This is a genomic window from Rahnella aquatilis CIP 78.65 = ATCC 33071 (assembly GCF_000241955.1).
Lineage (GTDB): Bacteria > Pseudomonadota > Gammaproteobacteria > Enterobacterales > Enterobacteriaceae > Rahnella > Rahnella aquatilis.
Map to the genome: position 1 here is coordinate 85656 of NC_016819.1, position 22754 is coordinate 108409.

At 54.8% G+C, this 22754-nt stretch carries 20 protein-coding genes; 5 read left to right on the forward strand and 15 right to left on the reverse strand.

Annotation, left to right across the window (positions count from 1 at the left end; translation table 11 throughout):
* Positions 1–25 precede the first annotated feature (25 nt).
* Entirely contained in the window at positions 26–1117 is a 1092-nt protein-coding gene (locus tag RAHAQ2_RS24455; protein WP_238532108.1) for a LysR family transcriptional regulator, read from the reverse strand.
* Positions 1118–1165: 48 nt separating this feature from the next.
* On the opposite strand from RAHAQ2_RS24455, the gene RAHAQ2_RS24460 reads away from it, so the two are divergent.
* Together RAHAQ2_RS24460 and RAHAQ2_RS24465 are read left to right on the forward strand one after the other, a co-directional pair.
* On the forward strand, positions 1166–1906 hold the full coding sequence (locus RAHAQ2_RS24460) for an MBL fold metallo-hydrolase (RefSeq protein WP_238532109.1): 741 nt from the start codon (positions 1166–1168) through the stop codon (positions 1904–1906).
* Complete coding sequence (locus RAHAQ2_RS24465) at positions 1906–3249, forward strand: amidase (protein ID WP_014333898.1); 1344 nt, start codon at positions 1906–1908, stop codon at positions 3247–3249. Before RAHAQ2_RS24460 ends, RAHAQ2_RS24465 begins: the two co-directional genes overlap by 1 nt.
* 292 nt (positions 3250–3541) lie before the next feature.
* On the opposite strand, the gene RAHAQ2_RS24470 is transcribed toward RAHAQ2_RS24465, so the two are convergent.
* A complete protein-coding gene (locus tag RAHAQ2_RS24470; RefSeq protein ID WP_014333899.1) occupies positions 3542–4165 on the reverse strand; it encodes a pyridoxamine 5'-phosphate oxidase family protein in 624 nt (207 codons plus the stop codon).
* Positions 4166–4435: 270 nt separating this feature from the next.
* Here RAHAQ2_RS24470 and RAHAQ2_RS24475 point away from each other — a divergent pair, with 270 nt between their 5' ends.
* From RAHAQ2_RS24475 to RAHAQ2_RS24485, 3 genes are all read left to right on the forward strand, one after another.
* Positions 4436–5224 (forward strand): alpha/beta fold hydrolase, encoded by a 789-nt coding sequence (locus RAHAQ2_RS24475; RefSeq protein ID WP_014333900.1) that lies wholly within the window; start codon positions 4436–4438, stop codon positions 5222–5224.
* Between the two features lie 603 nt (positions 5225–5827).
* The gene (gene nifJ / locus RAHAQ2_RS24480; RefSeq protein WP_014333901.1) at positions 5828–9352 is read left to right on the forward strand and encodes a pyruvate:ferredoxin (flavodoxin) oxidoreductase; all 3525 of its coding nucleotides are present in this window, start codon (positions 5828–5830) and stop codon (positions 9350–9352) included.
* A 65-nt stretch (positions 9353–9417) separates the two neighbouring features.
* Positions 9418–9951, forward strand: a complete 534-nt coding sequence (locus RAHAQ2_RS24485) for a flavodoxin (protein WP_014333902.1) — start codon at positions 9418–9420, stop codon at positions 9949–9951.
* A 136-nt stretch (positions 9952–10087) separates the two neighbouring features.
* Here the strand turns inward: RAHAQ2_RS24485 and RAHAQ2_RS24490 are convergent, their stop codons facing one another.
* The 13 genes from RAHAQ2_RS24490 to nifN all read right to left on the reverse strand — a co-directional run bounded on the left by RAHAQ2_RS24490 (position 10088) and on the right by nifN (position 22748).
* Positions 10088–10603, reverse strand: a complete 516-nt coding sequence (locus RAHAQ2_RS24490; protein WP_014333903.1) for a nitrogen fixation protein NifQ — start codon at positions 10601–10603, stop codon at positions 10088–10090.
* On the reverse strand, positions 10603–11997 hold the full coding sequence (nifB, locus tag RAHAQ2_RS24495; RefSeq protein ID WP_014333904.1) for a nitrogenase cofactor biosynthesis protein NifB: 1395 nt from the start codon (positions 11995–11997) through the stop codon (positions 10603–10605). Before nifB ends, RAHAQ2_RS24490 begins: the two co-directional genes overlap by 1 nt.
* A gap of 193 nt (positions 11998–12190) precedes the next feature.
* Positions 12191–13747, reverse strand: a complete 1557-nt coding sequence (gene nifA / locus RAHAQ2_RS24500) for a nif-specific transcriptional activator NifA (protein WP_014333905.1) — start codon at positions 13745–13747, stop codon at positions 12191–12193.
* Positions 13744–15231, reverse strand: coding sequence for a nitrogen fixation negative regulator NifL (nifL, locus tag RAHAQ2_RS24505; RefSeq protein ID WP_014333906.1), 1488 nt, complete (start codon positions 15229–15231; stop codon positions 13744–13746). The genes nifA and nifL overlap by 4 nt, the downstream gene beginning before the upstream one ends.
* 302 nt (positions 15232–15533) lie before the next feature.
* The gene (gene nifM / locus RAHAQ2_RS24510) at positions 15534–16328 is read right to left on the reverse strand and encodes a nitrogen fixation protein NifM (RefSeq protein ID WP_014333907.1); all 795 of its coding nucleotides are present in this window, start codon (positions 16326–16328) and stop codon (positions 15534–15536) included.
* Positions 16325–16768 (reverse strand): nitrogen fixation protein NifZ, encoded by a 444-nt coding sequence (locus tag RAHAQ2_RS24515; protein ID WP_014333908.1) that lies wholly within the window; start codon positions 16766–16768, stop codon positions 16325–16327. The genes nifM and RAHAQ2_RS24515 overlap by 4 nt, the downstream gene beginning before the upstream one ends.
* Positions 16765–17103: a nitrogenase-stabilizing/protective protein NifW gene (nifW, locus tag RAHAQ2_RS24520; protein ID WP_014333909.1), complete on the reverse strand. Its 339-nt coding sequence runs from the start codon at positions 17101–17103 to the stop codon at positions 16765–16767. Before nifW ends, RAHAQ2_RS24515 begins: the two co-directional genes overlap by 4 nt.
* A gap of 1 nt (position 17104) precedes the next feature.
* Positions 17105–18307, reverse strand: coding sequence for a homocitrate synthase (nifV, locus tag RAHAQ2_RS24525; RefSeq protein WP_014333910.1), 1203 nt, complete (start codon positions 18305–18307; stop codon positions 17105–17107).
* Between the two features lie 15 nt (positions 18308–18322).
* The gene (gene nifS / locus RAHAQ2_RS24530) at positions 18323–19528 is read right to left on the reverse strand and encodes a cysteine desulfurase NifS (RefSeq protein ID WP_014333911.1); all 1206 of its coding nucleotides are present in this window, start codon (positions 19526–19528) and stop codon (positions 18323–18325) included.
* Between the two features lie 45 nt (positions 19529–19573).
* Entirely contained in the window at positions 19574–20401 is an 828-nt protein-coding gene (gene nifU / locus RAHAQ2_RS24535) for a Fe-S cluster assembly protein NifU (RefSeq protein ID WP_014333912.1), read from the reverse strand.
* A gap of 17 nt (positions 20402–20418) precedes the next feature.
* Positions 20419–20757: a hypothetical protein gene (locus tag RAHAQ2_RS24540; RefSeq protein WP_014333913.1), complete on the reverse strand. Its 339-nt coding sequence runs from the start codon at positions 20755–20757 to the stop codon at positions 20419–20421.
* A gap of 154 nt (positions 20758–20911) precedes the next feature.
* A complete protein-coding gene (locus RAHAQ2_RS24545; RefSeq protein WP_014333914.1) occupies positions 20912–21376 on the reverse strand; it encodes a NifB/NifX family molybdenum-iron cluster-binding protein in 465 nt (154 codons plus the stop codon).
* Positions 21363–22748, reverse strand: coding sequence for a nitrogenase iron-molybdenum cofactor biosynthesis protein NifN (gene nifN, locus RAHAQ2_RS24550; protein ID WP_014333915.1), 1386 nt, complete (start codon positions 22746–22748; stop codon positions 21363–21365). The genes RAHAQ2_RS24545 and nifN overlap by 14 nt, the downstream gene beginning before the upstream one ends.
* Positions 22749–22754 lie beyond the last annotated feature (6 nt).

Here is a 22754-nt window from a genome sequence, read left to right on the forward strand (position 1 = left end):
CCAGTAAGCTGAACTCTGACAACTATCAGCGGATAGCAGATAATTTTTTCGCAATTAACTGACGAATTTTATTTAGCATCCACAGGGTTGCAGCATCACTGTCACGATTGCGATGCCACAACAGGGCGAGTTCAAAGGGTGGCATATGTACCGGCACAGAGTCTGACTGGAAACCATACTGCCGGCACCAGTCATCTACCAGCATCATGGGGACCGTGGCGAACAAGGGCATCTGACTGAGCATGAGCGGCAATGTGGAAAAGTGGCTGGAAACATAGCGTACCCGCCGTGATACCCCTGCTTTTTCCAGGCTACTGTCCATCGCACTCTGACTGGCCCCCCGGTAGGAAATCAGCAAGTGTTCATGATGAACGAATTGCGCAACCGTCAGCGGTTTGGTTATGTCGATTTGTCCGGGGTCCCAGAGCGTTTTAAATCCGGCACTAGTGAGCTTTTCCCGCCGCAAATCACGTGATGTTTCCTGCCCAACAGTGATGGATAAATCGACCTTATTTTGCTCAAGCGCACTCACCACCTTCCACGGATCAGTGGCCACTGCATTGATCGAAACCTGTGGGGCTTCGCGCATAATCCCGGCCAGCAGATCCGGCATCAGCCAGTGCTCAATCCAGTCGCTCATACCGATATGGAAGGTTAACTTATCCTTTTCCGGATTAAAGCGGGGTGGATTGAGAACCACGGCCTGTAATTGTGCCATCAGGGGCGTCAGCGCTTGTATCAGCTCGCAGGTCCTTGGCGTAGGCATCATGCCCTGAGTCGTTCTCACAAATAACGCTTCGTTAAACATGCTGCGCAACCGCTTGAGGGCCGCACTCACTGCGGGTTGTCCAAGGTGCAGCCTTTGTGCAGCCTGGGTGACGTTGCGCTCTTCATACATCACGATGAGCACCACGAGTAAATTAAGATCTATGCGACTAAAATCATTTGGATTAATGAGGGTCATTATTTTAATCAATTTAATTAATGCATAAAGCGTGAGTATAGTTCTCTCATTCTGAGCGGACAAGCCGCCAGGCATTCGCGGCGATGTAATGAAGTGGAGGAATAAATGAGAATAACCGTAGGGCAATGTCAGGTTGAGAAAATAACGGAACAAACAACTTCCTTTCCCCTGAGGCAGCTATTTCCCGACCATATCGATGAGATGATAAATTATCCTGAAGATGCTGCGGTCGGGCTTTCCATTCATAGCTGGCTGGTGAAAACCCCGAAAGATATCATCCTGATAGATACGGCGACGGGAAATGGCAGGAACAGAGGGGGTATCCCTTTATTTGACCATCTTAACAGCGATTATCTTGAACGTCTGAAACAGACCGGGATCGCTGCGGAACAGGTCTCGTTAGTGTTAATGACGCATATCCATACCGATCACGTTGGCTGGAATACGCATTGGAATGAAGGCGAGTGGCAGCCCCTTTTTCCACATGCACGTTATGTTTGTTCGGCCCGGGAGCTCGCGAAGTGTCAGGCCGATCCTGGCAGGCAGGAGCTGTATCGCGACAGCATTCTGCCGCTGATAAAAAGCGGCCAGCTGGATGCTATCGACATTGAACAGTCGCCGTTATTTTCCGGCGTCTTGCGCTATATGCCAACGCCCGGTCACAGTGATGACCATGGCTCTTTACTCCTGGTCTCAGACCAACAGCACGCCATATTTACCGGGGATCTGATGCACCATGAAGTGCAGTTTGAACATCCGCATTGGAATTCGGTTTTCTGCGAAAACAAACCGCAGGCATCCCTTTCACGTCGTAAAGCAATCGACTGGGCATTAGAGCATCAGGCAATCTGGTTCAGTTCGCACTTTGCAGGTGCTTCTTTCGGCAGGGTCAGGTATGACGGCAATCAGCGTTATCAGTGGCAAACGCCGGAGGAAGAATAATGTTCCAACAAGAGGATTATGCAAAAGCATCCGTCACTGAATTACTGCAAAAATTGCAGAATGGTGAGACCCGTGCAGCGGCATTGACGGAGTTTGCACTGGCGATTATTGCTGAGCGCGAGCCCGCCCTGAATGCCATTACCTGGCTCTATGCTGATGAGGCAAAACAGGCTGCCATCGCGAGCGATGAAAAACGGCGGCGCGGCCATCCCTGCGGCAGGCTGGAAGGTATCCCTCTGCTGGTTAAAGACAATATTGATGTTGCAGGATGGCCGACAACGGCGGGATCAAAAGCGCTGCTGGGGATTATTGCAGACCATGATGCGCCGCTGGTGAAACGTCTGCGTGAAGAAGGGGCAATCCTGTTGGGTAAAACGGCCATGCATGAACTGGCGGCTGGCATTACGGGCGCCTCATCACTGAGCGGTTATACCCATAACGCATACCGACCGGGCTATAACCCTGGCGGCTCAAGCAGTGGTTCCGCGGTCGCAGTCGCAGCTGGTTATGTTCCCTTTGCTGTCGGTACGGATACAGCAGGGTCGGTGCGAATTCCTGCCGCTTTTAATCTGCTTTATGGCCTGCGGCCGACCCGGGGCAGCGTTCCGATGGCAGGCATTGTGCCGTTGTCTCCAACACAGGATATTGCAGGCCCGCTGGTACGCCATGCTAAAGATTTGCGGTGGGTGACTGAAATCATGACGGGTAAAAGTTTCCCATCCCGGGGGGAAACATTACGTATTGGCTGGCTTGACAGTGCTTTTAACGATATCAGCGACACGAGCAGAAATAAAATGCGGGCCGCGGTGCAGAATATCGGTGCCGAAGTCGTAACGGTCGGTGTTACCTCTTTAGATTCGCTCGCTGAGGCGGCCAATATTATCGCTTTCGAGTTTGCGGAGTCATTAAACGCATTTTTGAGTGCCAGACCGCAGGCCAGTTTTACATCGCTTCAGGAAATCGTGGCCGCCAATATTCACCATCCGCAACTTGACGCCGTATTCAGGGCGCGTGCAGAGCACGCCGGGACAAATAGCCCTGAATATCGTGGTGTACAGCAGCGGCAACGTGATTTCTATAATTTACTGAAAGCCTTGTTTGCCGGCCACGATATCAATCTTCTCGCCTATCCGGTCATGCGTCATCCGCCGGTCAAACACGGAGAAATTCAAACGGGCAGCAACGCCTTGCTTGCAGCGACCAGCGGGACACCTGCGCTGACTTTTCCGGTGGGGTTTGACGACCAAGGCTTTCCGCTTGGACTGGAGCTTCTCGCCTTACGCGACAGAGAGGATTTGCTGCTAAATGTCTGCCTGAAGTCGCTAAACGGCCCGGCCGGTTAGCTCAGTGAGCCGGACTGTACAATTTCTGATACACCCCCCACTTTGGCGCGGGAAAAGTGCAAAGTAGCGATGAAACACTTATGAGCGGCTGAGCCGTTTTATTCGGTTTGGCTGCCTGCTCCGTGCCAAAAGCGGAAGTCGCAACCATTATAGTTAATGCGACTGGCTGACAGGCACGGTTGAGGATCCTCATTGGAGGTAAAAAATTTGGATATGGAACCGTGGCGTGACTTTCATCTGCCAGCAGCTCCCCCTCCCCCCTGACCTTGCCGGGCCCTACTTTACGAAATCATCAGTAAAGTGTGGTTTTTAATCGCCCGGGCAAGGCCTCGTCGTAAGCCAAACCATCAATTTCTGACTGCGAAATCATACTCAGGATACTGCCTGTGCTGGGAAGAGTCTGGCGCTCAATTTGTGTGGCAGGATCCCAAAGTTTTGAACGAATAATTGCCCTGCTGCACTGAAAGAAAACGCTGTTCACTGAAATGCGCAACACCGTTTTAGGGGGATGATTATTGATTGAGAATTTAGCAAGCAAAGCCGGGTCTTTACGGATTTCAGCTGTCCCGGTTATACGCAATGTTTCGCCAATGCCGGGGATTAAAAAGAGAAGCGCAACCCGGTTGTCATTTAAAATATTGCGCAGACTATCGATACGGTTATTCCCCCGGCGGTCGGGCAAAAGTATCGTTTTAGCGTCCTCAATGTGAATGAAGCCTGCTGGATCGCCTCTTGGCGATACGTCCAGCCCCTCCGGTCCCGATGTTGCAAGCGCCACAAATGGCGAGGCCTCAATAAAAGGCCGGTAAGCAGGATGAATATGGTCAGTCACCTTCGTTAAAGAAGGTTTAGCTATCGCGCCGTAAAGTTGCTCAAGCTCATCACTGTCAGTAATCAGCATGTTTTCGTCAGCCATCTTATTACCCTCTATTGATTTCAAAACAGTATGCACGCTGAGATGTTATCGCTGATGCTTTTTAGATGTCTATTTTCATAGCCTGAATACGTAGTGACGTTCCAAAAATCTTGGAAGATATTGCAGATGAATGGCTGCGTAAGCATTAACCCGCGCAGGCAATTCCGGTCATTTATCGCTAAACACCCCAATTAAACAAGTAAATACTTGTTTAATTGGCAATGGATCGGATAGGTTAGTTATCCACTCACTTCACTACAGGGCGAAAACATGCCTATTTTGCATACAGAGCATGGCGATATCGATTATCAGGATATCGGTACGGGGGACACAACGCTCTTCCTGATGCCGGGCTGGTGCCAGCCAAAAACCGTCTTCAATGACTTCTCTGAGCTGGCCGCCGTTTTCTTCCGTGTTGTCATTATTGACTGGCGTGGTCATGGAAAATCATCGACCGATGGTCAGGATTTTGACGGTGCGGCGTTATTAACAGACGCGTTGACCCTCATTGAACATCTCGGCCTGTCCCGCGTAGTACCGGTCTCCGTTGCCCATGCCAGTTGGATAGCTGTAGATTTGGTGGAAAGTTTAAAAGAACGTGTGCCTGCAGTGATATTCCTTGATTGGATCATGAATCAGCCTGCGGCGGCGTTTTTCACTTCAATCAAAGAAATGCAGCATGAAGATCGCTGGCAATATGCGCGGGATCATCTTTACGAATTTTGGCTGGCAGGAAGCGACTCCCCCATCATGAACCACCATCTGAAAACCGAAATGGCTGGCTCAAGCTACCAGCTTTGGCGACTTGCAGGTCAGGTGATCGCCGATGCCTACCATAAATACGGTTCACCGCTGCAACGCCTCGAAAAACTCAAAAACCCACCGAAGGCTACCCATATCTATTCCCTCGACAGAAACGACGAATACCTTGCTTTACAGCAGCGTTTCGCTACAACGCATGATTTCTTTAAGGTGAAACGTTTGGAGAATGCCAGAACTCATCTGGCCGTGCTTGAAAGGCCGGGGGATGTATTGGCGGGAATTATGGCATCGATATAAATCATTAATCGTTTTTCACAACACATTGATGCTTCGGCGCCGACCGAAGCATCAGGCTTCTGTCGGCAATAAACTGACTGGAAATTAACGACGGAGCAGACTAATGATTGCAGTGCTTTTTGAGGCAAAGTGCAATGTATCGCCTGTTCGGTTTGAACTTAACCTGATCTCACATCCTTTCTCTGCAAGCGCGCTCTGCATCAACCATCGCTTTCCATTGCTGAACGGATGATCTGGCCTGCATTCTGGTATACCACTCACGCAATGCATGGCACTCTACCGGTACGGGAAGTTTCACTAATGCGGCAAAAATCATCCCTCCGATCACTGCGATATCGGTCCCTCTATTGGCAACCGCGTTGTCATAATGAGTCGGGGTGCGATTATTGACGCAGGCAGCACGCCTGCGGGTAATGTCAGTGTAACGACAAGTTGCTCACAAATGTGTGCTGAAACATTCAATGGCGACAACCCCCTATTGAGAGCCCACCCTAACTATTCCTTTTAATTCAATATATTAATACAACCCTTCTGTCTGGCATGTCCCATGCTTGTTCCTTTCTCAAACCTTGTATTGAGCAACATTGAGCGGGAGAGTGAATCATGCCGGGAAAAATGAAAACCATGGACGGGAATACGGCGGCAGCCTATGTGTCTTATGCCTTCACGGATGTTACCGCGATTTATCCGATTACACCGTCGACACCGATGGCAGAAAGTGTTGATGAATGGGCCGCACAGGGTAAAAAAAACCTGTTCGGTCAGACGGTGAAAATCATGGAGATGCAGTCTGAATCTGGCGCCGCCGGGGCGATACACGGTGCCTTGCAGGCTGGTGCGCTGGCGACCACTTATACCGCTTCGCAAGGGTTGTTGTTAATGACACCCAACATGTACAAAATTGCCGGTGAACTCCTGCCCGCAGTTTTTCATGTCAGTGCCCGAGCTCTGGCAACCAACTCGTTAAATATCTTCGGGGATCATCAGGATGTTATGGCTGTTCGCCAGACCGGTTGTGCCATGCTGGCAGAAAGCAGCGTTCAGCAAGTGATGGATCTTGCGGCGGTGGCACATCTGACCGCCATTAAAGGGCGCATCCCGTTTATCAACTTCTTTGATGGTTTTCGTACCTCTCACGAAATTCAGAAAATCGAAGTTCTCGATTATGAAGATTTGGGCGCATTGCTGGACCGGGATGCCGTGGCGCGTTTTCGCCAGAATGCGTTACATCCGGACCATCCCGTTGTACGCGGTACGGCGCAAAACCCGGATATTTATTTCCAGGAGCGTGAAGCGTCGAATAAATTCTATATGGCTCTGCCGGAAATGGTGGAGTCATACATGGCCAAAATCAGCGCACTCACCGGTCGCGAGTACCACCTGTTCAACTATTACGGTGCGCCGGATGCTGGCCGGATGATTATCGCGATGGGGTCGGTGTGCGAAACCATTCAGGAAACGGTGGATTATCTCAATGCCCGCGGTGAGAAAGTCGGCGTGCTGACCGTGCACCTTTACCGGCCTTTTTCCCTGAAGCATTTCTTCAAATACATTCCGAAGAGTGTCAGTAATATTGCCGTTCTCGACCGGACGAAAGAGCCCGGTTCACTGGCGGAACCCCTGTACCTCGACGTGAAAAGTGCGTTTTATAACAGCGACTGGCGCCCGGTGATTGTCGGTGGCCGCTACGCGCTGGGCGGAAAAGATATTCTGCCTTCCCATATTATTTCGATCTTCGATAATCTGGCTGCTGAACGCCCGCGCGATGGCTTTACGGTGGGGATAAACGACGATGTCACCTTTACCTCATTGCCCCTCTCAGACCGTGATATTGATACCTCATCCAGCGGAACGACCGCCTGTAAATTCTGGGGACTGGGTTCAGACGGGACCGTCGGAGCCAATAAAAGTGCCATCAAAATTATCGGCGACAAAACCGATATGTATGCGCAGGCCTATTTTGCTTATGACTCTAAAAAGTCCGGCGGCGTCACGATGTCGCATCTGCGCTTTGGTCATAACCCGATCAGGTCCCCGTATTTAATCGATAAAGCTGATTTTATTTCGTGCTCACAACAATCCTACGTTAACAAATATCACCTGCTGGCAGGGCTGAAACCGGGCGGAACCTTCCTGCTCAACTGTAGCTGGGATGTCGCGGAGCTGGACGAGAAACTGCCCGTCGCCATGAAGCGCTATATCGCAGCAAACGATATTCAATTTTATATCGTCAATGCCGTCGGAATAGCCCAAAAACTGGGGCTGGGCGGGCGCTTTAACATGATCATGCAATCGGCTTTCTTCAAACTGGCAGACATCATTCCCCTGACGCGCGCCGTGGAATACCTGAAACACAGTATTGAGCATGCTTACGGAAATAAAGGCCAAAAGATTGTTGATATGAACAATCTTGCGGTGGACAGCGGCATTGAATCAGTGGTGAAAATCAGCGTACCGCAGGCGTGGAAGCATCTTGAGGACAAAGTCGTGTCCCCCAAAAAGCTGCCTGCATTTATTAAAGATATTCTGATCCCGATGAATCGCCAGGAAGGGGATTCGTTGCCGGTCAGCATTTTTGACGGCATCGAGGATGGCACCTTCCCGTCCGGCACCTCAGCATATGAAAAACGCGGGGTGGCGATTAACGTGCCTGTGTGGCAGACGGACAAATGTACCCAATGTAACCAATGTGCCTTTATCTGCCCGCACGCCGCTATCCGCCCTGTCCTGATTTCTGAAGAAGAGAGGCAAAATGCACCGGCAGGGTTCAGCGCCAAACGGGCCAGCGGAACAGAAGATGCCTGGTACCGCCTCGCCGTTTCTCCGCTCGATTGCTCCGGTTGCGGTAACTGTGCAGATGTCTGCCCGGTCAAAGGCAAGGCGCTGTCGATGCAACCGCTGGAATCGCAGGAACACGAAATTGAGCTGTGGGAACATGCGCTCAGCCTGACACCCAAAGCCAATCCGCAAAATAAATTCACCGTGAAAGGCAGCCAGTTTGAACAGCCCCTGCTGGAGTTCTCCGGCGCCTGCGGGGGTTGCGGTGAAACACCTTACGCCAAACTGGTGACTCAGTTATTTGGCGACAGAATGATGATTGCCAATGCGACCGGATGTTCATCGATCTGGGGCGCGAGCGCACCTTCTATTCCTTATACCACTAACCACAAAGGGCAAGGGCCGACCTGGGCCAACTCACTTTTTGAAGATAACGCCGAGTTTGGCCTTGGCATGCTGCTGGGTGTGGATGCGATTCGCGATACCCTCGCCACACAGGTTAAAGCGGCGCTCGACAACGCGCCGGATGTGCCACTGGATGCAGAACTGTCAGCCTGTCTGAGTGACTGGCTGGCAAATAAAGATCAGGGCGAAGGCACCCGTGAGCGGGCGGAAAAAGTGGTGACACTTCTGGCTTCGCAGACGCCAGGGAAAAACCCGCACACCGACAGTATCTATGCCCACCGCGATTATCTGGCGAAGCGTTCTCACTGGATATTTGGCGGTGACGGCTGGGCCTACGATATCGGCTTCGGAGGGTTGGATCATGTGCTGGCATCGGGTAAGGACGTCAACGTTCTGGTGTTTGATACCGAGGTCTATTCCAACACGGGCGGTCAGTCGTCTAAATCGACGCCAGCGGCAGCCATTGCGCAATTTGCTGCAAGCGGCAAGAAAACCCGAAAGAAAGATCTGGGCATGATGGCGATGAGTTACGGCTATGTGTATGTCGCTCAAATCGCAATGGGGGCCGACAAAAATCAGACATTGCGGGCGATTGCCGAAGCCGAGGCGTATCCGGGACCTTCACTCATTATCGCTTACGCCGCCTGTATCAACCACGGTTTGCGTATCGGTATGGGATGCAGTCAGCGTGAAGCCAGGCGCGCTGTCGAGGCAGGATATTGGGCTAATTACCGTTATCACCCGGAACTGAAAGAGGCCGGTAAAAATCCGTTCATTCTCGATTCAGAGGAACCTGAAGAGGATTTCCAGGCGTTTCTGGCAGGCGAAGTGCGCTACTCGTCATTGAAAAAGCTGTATCCGGAATTTGCCGAGTTTCTGTTTAAAAAGACCGAAGACGATGCACGCGAAAGACTTGAAGGCTATAAAAAACTCGCGTCATCCTGAGAGAAAACGGCGAGTCGTCATGGCACTAATCTTTTAATAAACATGTGATATATCAGGAGATGATTATGGCTACCATCGGTATTTTTTTTGGGTCTGATACCGGACAAACAAGAAAAGTTGCGAAGCTTATCCACCAGAAACTGGACGGGATTGCCGACGCGCCCCTGGATATCCGGCGCGCAACCCGCGAACAGTTTTTATCCTACCCGGTCCTGCTGTTAGGTACGCCAACGCTGGGCGATGGTGAGCTACCTGGTGTGGAGGCAGGCAGTCAGTACGACTCCTGGCAGGAGTTCACCAACACGCTGTCTGAAGCTGATCTGACCGGTAAGACGGTGGCATTATTTGGGCTAGGCGATCAGCTTAACTATTCCAAAAATTTTGTTAGCGCAATGCGGATCCTCTATGACCTCGTCATTGCGCGTGGCGCCTGTGTTGTCGGTAACTGGCCGCGTGAAGGCTATAAATTCTCGTTTTCCGCTGCACTGCTGGAAAACAATGAGTTTGTCGGCCTGCCACTGGATCAGGAAAATCAATACGACCTGACAGAAGAGCGTATTGACAGCTGGCTGGAGAAGCTTAAACCAGCAGTGCTTTGACCCTCAGGTGATGGCACCTCTGCAAAAAATATAAAACCAGCCGTCTGGCTGGTTTTGTTCTGTCGGTGGGTATCCGGTTTTCGCATACTATCTCTGGTCATTGCAGGTGAAATACGCAGAACCTGAGGCGTTGCGCCTAATCTTCCGGCGCAAAACAGGTGTGCCATTCGCAGCATTCATTACAGCTTGGTGAACGGCAGACGATTTCTCCCAGCGACTGCAGGCATTGCTGGCGGTAGAAGAACTTTTTCCAGCGCATGTTCTGGTGATTCATCCTGACCAGTTCGGGAAAGCAATCGGTCATCAGGTCGCGCAGTTCAGCGCGGGAATCCAGCCCCAGATCCTGCCACAGATGGTCAAACCCCATTGATGCTGTGGCGATCAGTTCATGCATCGGCGCGGCCTCCGGCACCTGTGACTGTGCGAGCCACTGCGCCAGTTGTTCCCGCTCACAGGTGCGTGCCTGCTGCAACAACCCGAGCAGTTTTTGCTGCTCGAATTGTAACGTTGAAAGCACCGGTGCAGCACGTCCGGTATGTTGCAGTAAAGCCTGCCAGGCGACGTCTCCCAGCCCCATCTGCGGCGGAAAACGTGAGCGCCCGGTCAGGTGCAATGACAGCAACCGGCTTAACCACCCCTGCGCGCCGTTCATTACGCCACCCCGCGAATGCTGATTTCACCCCCGGCCAGCTTTCGTTGCTGCCACCATTGCGCCAGCGCGGTTTCTACCGGCTGCCAGGCACCGTCCACCTGCGGCTCAATGCCCGCCGCTTCCAGACGTTTCCACGGCGTCAGGCCAATGCGGGCACAGAATACCGCTTTGACATCTGCCAGCAGTTCCAGCAATGCATCCATGTTCTGCGCCGCATCTTCCGGCTCGCAGTCATCCGGCGAGCGGCAATAGCGTGGCGTAAAACGCTGCCCGACCTGCATCACACCTGCCGCCGACAGGCTGTACAGCGTAAAACGATCGGCGTGACCGAAATGCTGATCAACAGCCTGCCCCTGTGACGTTGCGACAGCCACCAGACAGGCGTCCGCTTCTTCGGATCCGCCCTGCGATACAATGCTTGCGTGAAGCTGCGCGCGCTGATGCAGCACCGGTAAGTAAGGCGGCGGATTAACCGGCACGGATGCCAGCGGGAAAGCCGCATTGCGGTCTTCACCCAGCATGCCGATGGCGTCTGCGCGGCACTGATGGCAGTGCGTCATCTGCGGCATCGACATACCGCAGGATTTTCGCACCGAGGCCACCATATCAGCATCCGGTTCCGCCTGTCCGTTCAGCCCGAAAACGGTGCCGTGTTCCGGACGTGAAATCAGCGGCATGATGTTATGCAAAAACGCGCCCCATTCGCCCGCCTGCTGGCTGACCGCCTGCATATGCTGGTCGTTAATCCCCGGGATCAGCACCGAATTGATTTTCACCAGTACACCTTTTTCAATCAGCTTTCTGATGCCTTCAGCCTGCCGTTCGATCAACAAGTCTGCCGCCATCCGCCCGGTATAACGCTCACCTTCATACCACAGCCAGGCATAGATTTTTTCGGCGACCGCCGGATCGAGCGCATTCATCGTCACCGTCACGTGATCCACACCGATATCCACCAGCCGGTCCACCACATCCGGCAACATCAGGCCATTGGTGGAAAGACACAGTTTGAGATCCGGCAGTTGCTGGCGCAGCAGTTCGAGGGTCTGAAACGTGCGACCGATATTGGCCAGCGGATCGCCTGGCCCGGCAATACCGACCACGGAGAGTTGCGGGATCGCCGCCGCCACCTGACGGGCTTTGGCGACAGCCTGCTCGGGAAGCAACAATTCCGACACGACACCCGGACGTGATTCGTTACTGCAATCATATTTGCGGTTGCAGTAATGGCATTGCAGGTTACAGGCCGGGGCGACGGCCAGGTGCATGCGGGCAAAGCGGTGATGCCCGCTGACGGAATAACACGGATGCTGCGCCGCTTTACGGGCCAGTTGTTCATTTACACGGGACGGGCTTTGGCCGGAGCAACCCGCAGAGGAAGGACAGGATGTCATAGCGGTAAACCTTAATCAGCAGAAGGTTCTGAATATCTGCAAAGGTTATACCGCCTGAAAAAATGATATAAATTGTTATTTATCAGAAGATTAAAACTAATACATGCGCGTTTTTTTTGTCAGGTTCACGGCGTTGTGCCGACATTGTTTCAAAAGCAACAAGGCCGGCACGCCACCGTGTGAGGATGTCAGATCAGATACGGTGCATGTTGATGTCCATAATCTGGATACGGTAGGCAATCTGGCGCGGTGTCATGCCCAGCAGTCGGGCCGCTTTGGCCTGCACCCAGCCGGTTTTCTCCAGTGCGGCAATCACCCGCTGGCGTTCGTCGAGTTCCTGATCCAGCCAGCTTTCATCTGTCGCGAGCGGCAGGCCGGGTTTGACGGACAGCGCCGGGGATTCATGGTGATTGAACAGGATCACGTCGCGGTCGATCAGCCCTTCATCGGTCATTACCGACGCCCGTTCGAGACAGTTTTCCAGTTCACGCACGTTGCCTGGCCAGCTGTAGGTCATCAGCAGACGCACCGCACCATCACTGATGCGCAGTTCCCGCCCCTGACGCAGCGCAATCTTTTTGACCAGAAACGGCGCCAGATCGGCGATATCATCCAGCCTTTCACGCAGTGCAGGCAGCGAAACCGGCATCACGTTCAGGCGATAATACAGGTCTTCGCGAAAATTCCCGGCACGCACTTCCTCTTCAAGATTACGGTTGGTGGCAGCAATAATGCGCACATCAACTTTCAGCGTGGTATCGCCGCCGACCCGTTCCATTTCACCTTCCTGCAAAATGCGCAGCAATTTGGCCTGAAACGACGCGCTCGATTCACCAATTTCATCGAGAAATAATGTGCCGCCGTCCGCCAGTTCAAAGCGCCCTTTTCGGGTGCGTATAGCGCCGGTGAAGGCCCCTTTTTCATGTCCGAACAGTTCGCTTTCCAGCAGGTTATCCGGCAGCGCGGCGCAGTTGAATTTCACAAATGGCGCGGCCGCACGGGGTGAGTTGTAATGAATGGCATTGGCGATAAGTTCCTTGCCGGTGCCGCTTTCACCACGCACCAGAACCGTGGTATCCCATTTGGAAACCTGCCGTAAAATGTCCATCGTCTGGCGCATCGCCTGACTTTTCCCGACCATCTGCTCAAAACCAAACTGGCGCGGAACACTGCACCGGACCGGCGTTTGAGCAGGCAATGATTCCGGGGGCGTGGCAGAACGCAGTGGCTGGCTGATGAGATTGGCGACCATTTCTAAAAACCGCGTACTGGCAGCCAGCCGGTCTTCGTGCAACGCCATCGGCTGTGCCACCAGCACACCCGCAGGCTGATTATCCGCACCGGGGATCGGCACACCAATCAGCGGCAGGCTGTAATCGTAAATATTCAGGCGGTCGAGAAAACGCTGATCGTCTGAAATGCGCGGTAACACCAGCGCCTGACGCTGGCTCATCACCGCGCCGATCACGCCTTCCCCCATGCGGTAACGGACATGGCGGGTCTCTTTTTTCCTTTCGCCGTCGATGCCATGCAGGGATTCCACAAACAGTGCATTGCGTTCTTTATCAAACAGACACACCATGCCGTATTGCATAAATGCATGATCGTGAAGCACTTCGAGGATCGCCGCCAGTGCGCGCGCGGTATTGCTTTCCTGACTCAGCGCCACGCTGATGCGATAAAGCGCCGTAAACTGGGCAGACATATCAAAGCGCCGGATAACCGGGCCCGCGGTAGGTAACTGGGTCATTTTAAGCCTCCGGTGATAACCTGCTGTACCGGCAGGCGTAACGTCAGCAAGGTGCCGCCATCAGGGCGGACCGAGAGATCTAAAGAACCGCGATGATGGGCGATCAGCGTCTGGATAAGGCGCAGCTCCATGCCATTCCCCGGACGGGAAAACGCCGCTTCCGGGCGGGCATAACGCACCCGTTCACGCGGCACATTATCGGTAATGTCAAAACACAACCAGCTCGCATCCTGCTTCGCAACAATGTTCACCGAGAGCTTCAGAGACGGCATGGCCTGCGCCTGTGACAGCGTGTGATCAATCCATAAGCTCAGCGCGGTAAGGATTTGCGTTCGTTGCCCGACAGCGTGCAGATCAGATGGCATGACCACGTAACGCAATTCACCGTCACTGAGAAAATGGCTGTCGTACAGCGCGCTCAGATCGTCGAAGAATTCACTGACCGGCCATTCTGCCTGCGGCTCAAAATCCAGCGACGGACGGCAGGCCTGTAAGCGACTCACCGCCTGCTCGCCTTCGCGCCAGGCGAATTCCAGCGCCATGTTGTTGCCTTCTTCGCCGTTAAGACGACGCGCAGCCGCCAGCATATTAATTGGCCCGTTGAGCTGAATCAGCGCGGCATCAAGCGACTCGCGGATGGCTGCCAGCAATTTGCCGTTGGTAAGTTTTTGCTTGAGCCGGTCAAGATAACCCTGCTGCTGCCGGTGATGCTGATCGGTGCAGTCGGTGAGAACAATCAGTTTTCCCGGCGCGGTAATGCCGGTAAAAAAGCGGCTGGCCTCTTCATTAACGCCCTGCAATGACCACTGACCGAAAGAAAACCAGCGTACGTTGCCGCGCATGGAAACCGGCACCGGTTCGCCACTGTTGAGCATCTCTTTGAGTTGCGGATAGCCCATTTCAGCCAGCAGCTCTTTGCCGCCGCAGTCCGCGCACAGGGTTTTGTAGGCCAGATTGTCCATCACCACATTGTCCTGCTCATCCACCACCACCACGGCGGCGGGAATATTGTTCAGCACCTCCGTGAACAAGGTGATGTGGTTGCGCAACCGCTGCTCCAGCGCGTATTTCTCGCTGATATCTTTGTGCATGCCGAGGTAATGCTCCACCTGCCCGTCCGCGCCTAAAACAGGCGTGATAGTGACATCCGCCAGATAAAGCGAACGGTTATTACGCCGGTTGATCAGTTGGCCGTTCCAGGATTTGCCCTGCAACAAAGTGCGCCACATTTCGTCATAGATATGTTTCGGCGTCTGCTGGCTGGCCAGCAGACGGTGGTTCTCGCCCAAAAGTGTCTCAAGTGCAAAACCCGTCTGGCGGCAGAATGCCGGATTGGCATAACAAATGCGCGCCTGCGGATCGGTCAGCGAAATCGCCACCGATGATTGTTCAACCACGGTATAAAACAGTGAAGGATGTTGCAGCGACAAGCGGCTGGCGATATTCCCCTCAGGAAATGATGCTGATAACGCCGTAATACTCATGTCTTTCTCCCCTTTATTGCGCAATGCCGGAACCCAAATCACACCTGAACCAACCGTAATAACCCTGCAATTTGCAGGCCTTTCGCGGACTTATCTGCCCAAAGGTTGATCTGAACGGGGTGTTTTAAACATCAGGATGCAAAGCGGGCCAGTTTTTACCACAAACCAGGCAAAGCGCGGTGTGGCACAAGGCCGGAGGCAGGATTTCCATGCGCTGTTATAAGGCAACGAAGGCAGTTTATGTGCATTTTTCGTGCAAAACGGGCATTAACCCGTCTGCACCAACAAGAAGGAGAACAGGCTCAGGCGTTGATCAGTTGTTGCAGCCACTGGCGCTGATAATGATTCTGTTGCCGGGCAATCAGTTGCTGACGCACCCGCGTTAAGGCCTCGGCTTTCGGCAAGGGTTGCGGCAGGCGAATTTGTTCGCACAACAACAGATGCCAGCCCAGTTCGGTTTCAACGGGGCTGCTCAGTTGCCCGGCCTCGAGACGAAATAATGTGTCTTCCAGTTGCGGATAAAGAATGCCGCGCCCGACCCAGCCCAGTACGCCGCCGCCCATCGCACTCGGGCAGTGGGAATAGCGCAGTGCCTGGCGGGCAAACAGCGCATGCCCGTCACGCAAACGGCGCGCAATGGCATCAATCTGTTCACGAACCGCCGGAGAATTGCCCTCCACGGTCAGCAGCAGATGGCGGGTGTAACGCTGTTCGGGGCGAACAAAATGCTGCGCATGCCCGCGATACCACGCCTCAACCTGCGCATCATCCGGCAGCGGTGCCTGTTGCTGCACCCAGTTTAACTGTTCGCGCAACAGCGTCTGATGTAATAGCAGTTCTTCGGTCTCGGTCGCCGTCAGTTCCAGCTCTGGCAGCTCGGCGGCCAGCGCCTGCCGCGTGACTTCCACCGACTGCGGTTCAATATTCAACGCGTGTTCCAGGGCCGCCTGCGCCACAGCTTCTTCTATCACCTGCTGACGCTGCCAGGCTTCGATAAACTGCTGATACTGCGCTGGCGTCGGGTTGAGTTCTTCACTCAGTTTCATCTGTTTTGCCAGTTTCCAGCGGCTGTAACGGTGCCACACAGGTATACTCATGCCAGTTCCTCTTCGAGCTTCAGCGCATGTTCAGGCACCTGAAATATCCGCTGCGCAAACAAAACCTGATAATGAAAAATGCTGTCCAGCGGTTCACAGCTCATCACGCGGCCCATACCGCCCTGCGGCACCACCACTTCACCACGGATAACCAGACTGCGACGCGAACTGACCCGGTCACCGTATTGAAAAGCGCCTGCCAGCCAGGGGGCATCACCGGCTATCAGCTCCTGTTCGCGGCAGCCAATAATCAGGTCGTCGTCGAGAAAATGCACCTGATACACGATGGTGTCCTGCAAAAACACTCCCCATTCACGCACGTATCCCAGACTGCCGCGGCGGATCAGTAAGTCGCCGCACGTTTTACCCGCGAACGTACCGTCATCGCGTACGATGCGTGTCACTCTCACCTGCTGGTCGACCTCAAATACCGGTTTCATGGCCTTACCTCCAGCAAATCGTTCCAGTCGATAAAGCTGCCGTTATTGCGCTGATACACCGCCAGCCCGGACTGCGTATTCAGCGGCCCGGCCACGGTGTGCTGATAGCTTTCGGCCAGCAGACGCCGGGCCAGCCGCCAGTCAGCGCGGTCTGATTCTTCCTCATCGACAAAGTGTACCGGCACGGCTGCCGTCAGCCGCTGGTTAAACTGCGCCATGATGTGCAGATGGCGGCTGCGTAACAGGACCGGGTCCACCTCCAGTTCGAAGAAATCGAAAAACGACTGCGCCGATTCCAGCTCATCAACACCTTCAATACGGGTAAACCAGTCCATGTCAGCCTCCCTGAGCCTGAAGTTGTCCTTCGAACGGGATCTGATCGTCCATCCGCATCTGGCACATGGCGATCACTTCATCCTCGCCCGGATTACGTTTGAAATGTTCGGCAAAGCGTTTCACCTCCTGCAACATCAACAGGGTTTGTGTCTCGCTGAGGATATACCCCAGACGCGCGCAGATGCCGCTCACCGCCTGCCTGCCTGAGTGTTTGCCAAGCACCAGATTAAATTCCCGCCCGACCAGAGAGGGATCGATGCCCTGATAACTGCGCGGGTCGCGCAGCAGTGCCGCCACATGCAAGCCGGATTCGTGGGTGAAAACCTGCCCGCCGACCAGCGGATGCTGCACGTCAATGGTTCTCCCCGCCGCAGCAGCTACAAGGCGGCACAACGCCGGCAGTTCGGTGAAATCGATACCACAGTCGAGATGCAGGCAACGATCGAGTGACAAGGTCACGCTTTCGAGCGCCGCATTCCCCGCCCGTTCGCCAAGCCCGAGCACCGTAGTGTTCACATGCGTCGCACCCGCCCTGACCGCCGCCAGCGTGTTGGCAGTTGCCATACCCAGATCGTTATGCGCATGTATTTCCAACCCGCCGTGCCAGTGCTGGCGTAATGCCGAAATACGGGTAAAGGTACTGAAGGGATCGAGAATGCCCAGCGTATCGGCAAACCGCATCCGTTCTATGCCCAGATCCGCCGCCACTTCCGCCAGCATGTGCAAAGTTTCATCGGCGGAGCGCGAGGCATCCTCACAGCCCATACACACCCGCATACCGAGACGGTGTGCAAGCTGCACCAGCGGTTTAAGTGAGGCAATCACCGCAGGCCATGGCCGATGTAGTTTCTGCTCGCGCAGTAAATCTGACGCCGGTACCGAGATATCTACCCAGTCCATGCCCACCCGCGCAGAATCGTGAATTTCTGCTGAATTCATCCGGCACCACGACATCATCACCGTGTCCGGCAGTTGTCTGCGCAAAATCGCCAGCCGCACGCACTCTTCCTCGCCGAGCGCCGGTGTCCCCGCTTCCAGCTCACGGACACCGGCATTCACCAGCGCCTGGGCAATTTCCATTTTTTCACTGGCGCGAAATGCCACGCCGGGGCTTTGTTCGCCATCACGCAAAGTGGTGTCGTTGATTGTGACCGCCACGGGCCTGTTACCACCGCCAGTCCGTTCCGCTTCTGAAGCCGCCATCACCCGTCTCCTGTCTCAGCCGTAGGTCGGCGCAAACAGGCCGCCCTGTGCAATTTGCACTTTATCCTGCTGCCAGTAAGGTGACAGCGTGCGCAGGCGTGCCACGATGTCCGGCATCTGTTCAATCGCCCATTCTATTTCCCGCTCACGGGTGAACCGTGACAGGGAGAAACGGATACTGCCGTGCGCGGCGGTATAAGGAATATTCATGGCACGCATTACGTGCGAAGACTCGAGCGAACCCGATGTGCAGGCACTGCCGCTGGATGCCGCTATACCGCAATGATTAAGCAACAGCAAAATGGCCTCACCTTCGATATATTCAAACGCAATGTTGACAGTATTCGGCGTGCGCGGCTGGTTAGCGCCCATCAGCAAGGTGTGCGGAATGGTGGTCAGCAGGCCGGTTTCCAGTCGGTCCCGCATTTCCTGCACCGACGCCATCATGGGCATATGCACGTCCGCCAGTTCACAGGCCGCGCCCATACCGACAATCCCGGCGATATTCTCGGTCCCGGCACGGCGTCCGCGCTCCTGATGGCCGCCGCGCACCAGCGGGCGGAAGCGGGTGTTGCGCCGCAGATACAGGCAGCCACAACCTTTCGGCCCGTGAATTTTATGCGCCGAGCAGGACAGCATGTCGATATCGGTGGCACGCAGCGAAATCGGAATTTTTCCCACCGCCTGCACGGCGTCGCAGTGGAACAGAATGCCGCGTTCATGGGCGGCAGTGGCCATTTCGCTGACCGGGAATAGCACGCCGGTTTCGTTGTTCGCCCACATCATGGTGACCAGCGCGACGTTTTCACTCAGCGCATCGTAATAATGGGCGGTATCCAGCGCGCCTTCTTCAGAGACGCCGATACGGTGGATCATGTAACCCTGACGCTCAAGGTGTTCGCACACTGCCAGCGTGGCCGGATGTTCAACGGCGGTGGTGATAATTTCACGGCGTTCCGGTGCCAGCGCAATGGCCGAGTAAATGGCCGTCGACGTGGCTTCGGTGGCGCAGGAGGTGAAAATAATTTCGCTGGTATACGCCGCGCCCAGCAGGCTCGCCACCTGTTCGCGGGCGCATTCCAGCCCGGCCCGGCACGGTCCACCGAAATCATGAATCGAGGACGGATTACCGTAATAATCGCGCAGATACGGCATCATCGCTTCCAGCACCATCGGATCAATACGGGTGGTGGCGTTGTTATCCAGATACACATTTTTCATTGTCTGTTCCTCATTACCGGGCGGATGTGTTTGTTCTTTTCCCAGTCAGGCGGCGGAGACCACGCGTATATAACGGCCCATACGCTCAACCAGTTTCTGTTGCAGCCAGGCCAGCGTCATGTCAGTCATCATGCAGCCGCTGCAACTGCCGGAAAGCTCCACCGTCACTTCCTGCCCGTCGACGCGCACCAGCGACATGTCGCCGCCGTCAGCCCTGATGTGCGGGCGCAAAGACGCCACGACTTCTTCCACCGCCAGCCAGTTTTCATCCCTGACTTTTGCCGCCACCGGGTTTTTCACCGGATGTTCTTTTAGGATTTCTTCCAGACACAGCTCGATTTTTTCGTGGCAGGAGGTGCAGCCGCCCCCGGCTTTGGTGTAGTTGATCACATCTTCGAGCGTGGTCAGGCCGTTGGCGAGCACCGCACGGCGGATCTGCGCTTCATCGACCGCAAAACATTTGCAGATAAGCGCGCCTTCTTCATGATCTTCATCCGGCGCTTCACCCCGGAAATTATTGATGGCAGCCCGCAGCGCTTCCTGCCCCATCACCGAACAGTGCATTTTTTCCGGTGGCAGACCGTCGAGATAGTCGGCGATTTGCTGGTTGCTCACCTGCTGCGCCTGCGTCAGGCTGCGGCCGATAATCAGTTCGGTAAGCGCCGACGAGGACGCAATGGCGCTGCCGCAGCCGAAGGTCTGGAATCCGGCATCAAGAATAATTTCCGTCTCAGGATCCACTTTCAGCATCAGGCGCAACGCGTCGCCGCAACTCAGTGAACCGACGTCACCGATGGCATTCGCGTCGTCCACGACTTTGGCGTTACGCGGATTAAAAAAATGTTCTTTCACTTTCTCAGAATAATTCCACATGTCTTTAACCCCTTTGATTAGTCCGGTTCGGGTGATGTCGTACAACTGCCGCTTTCGCAGTGACAAGCGGATGCCGCTGGCAAAACCACCCGTATTCCGGCGCAGCTGTTCTGTTCACCGGCAGACAGCGTGGCATGTTGTAATAGCGTCCAGTGCAGCGGATCCGCCAGCAGGCGTAGCCCGTTAATCATTTCTACGTGGTCACGCGGCCGAAAGGCCGCGCTCCAGTGCAGCCCCACTTTCCAGCCGCCGCACGGGTCGCCGCCTAATGTCATCCGCAGGCCGCCCCCCTGGGGCGACAGTTGCCGCTGTAACGCCAGCAAGCGGTCAAAAACCGCCGGTTCAATTACCATCATCGGGTCACCTCCTGTACGGGTTTATGACTACTGAGCAATTGTGATGCCAGTCACATTATCAGCGTTATTTCAACCACATAGCCCCTGATGCCTGCATCAAATCCCACACGGATGTCGCGCTATTTGTCAGGTTTGTCATACAGATGACACAAGGTTACGGGCGGTCTTCCTCCTGCCATTCGTCCCCCGCCAGCAGTTTGTCGAAACGGCCAGGGTCGCGGCCACGGCGCGTCACCTGACGCTCTGCAGCCGACCAGTGTTGCTGCATCTGTTTGAGCAAATGCGCGATGTCGGTGTCTTGCGGCACTTTGATCGCCCGTACGCCAATTTCCAGCAACTGGCGGAAAACTGAATCGCCAATCGCCAGGCAATAGAGCGTCACGCAGTCTTCCAGCGCCGCCATCCGGCAGGCGATTTTTTCCTGCTGATGGCCAGATTCGGCGCTGAATTCCGCCACCCGCAGCAGTTGCACCTGATCCTGTTTTACGCCGTACACCACCAGCCGGGTGCTGGCACCGAAATGCTGGTCGACGTGGTGATAATCGGAACTTGCGAATGCCACCTGCATCGGCCACTGCGTGACGCTGACGGTATCGAGATAACGGTTAGCGCGCCTCATGACTGGCCTCCGGTACCGGGCTCAGGCCGAACACCTGCTTGAGCGGTGAGTGATACGCCGTCAGCATGTGATGGCGCGCCTGCATCAGGTTCGCGAGTTCGAACAAGGTGTCGCGAATACCCGCATAGCCCTGCCGCACGCGGCGAAATTCCCCGAGACGGTCGTAAAGCGGGAAACCGGCACGTACCAGCGCGATACCGTTTTTTTCCGCCAGTGGTGCAGCGTGGGAGTTCGCCACCAGCAGTGAAACCGGGTAGCTGTCGAGCCGGGTTTGTAAATCTTCCAGATCGCCGATCACCACCTGTTCGACCGGCAGCCCGGCCAGTGACTGCTGATTAACCGGCGCAATCACCGGCCCGACGCGCATTCCCTGGCTCTGAGCGAAATCGCACCACGCCACCAGCAAATCCGCTTCTGCCGCCAGCGCAATACGCTGTGACTGCAGCCAGGTATGGCAGTCGATCATGGCGTCCAGCAGTTGCCCGCGCTGGCGCTCAATCCATGCCGGTACCTCGCGGCCTGACACCTGATGCAGATGGCGGATCAGACTGTCCATGTTTTCCAGCGTCATCAGGTGCGGCAGGTTCAGCGCCATGCCACGGCTGCGCATCGCCATCAGACTGGCGGCGCAGTTGAGCGAACTGCCAATGGTGATGGTGGTCAGGCTCTGCCCCATTTGTTCAATCTGGCGTTGCGACGTGCCGCCCTGCGTGACCGGATTGAAATCGCCATTCGCCAGATGTCCGTCCAGCGACTGTGATAAATCCGGCAGGATCACCGGTTGCAGGCCAAAGGCTTCGACATAGCTGCGCAGTAATTCCAGATCCCCCGGCGTCAGCAGATGGCTCACCAGCAGGTTCACGCGCTTGTTACGCATGCCGGTCGGCGGCTTTTCCGGCACCCACTGAGTGATCACGCTTTCCATCAGCGCGCTGTAGCCGTTTTCCAGCGAGCCGTAAAAATCCGGCGTGTTAACGGTCAGAATAGCGATGGCATTAAAGCGCGGTTCTTTGTCGCGAAACTCACGCAGCGCCATCGACAAATCACTGCCCTGCGCTTCTGACAGTCCGGTGCTCAAAATCACAATGGCTTTTGGATTACTGCGCTGACACAACGTGGTCAACGCAGTACTGACGTTGCCATCCGAGCCCATGATAGTCGTGGTCGATTCCATCGCCGTGGACTGCAACGGGATCGGATCGTGAAAATGCTGGATGAAGAAAACTTTGGCGAACGCGCTACAACCTTGCGCGCCGTGAACCAGCGGGATGCAATTTTCCAGCCCCTGACTGGCCAGGATCGCCCCGAGCGGTTGCCCGCTTTTGACAGGCGTGGTGGCAAGCGGCTTGGCATTACGCAGAATTTGAGCCATACACAG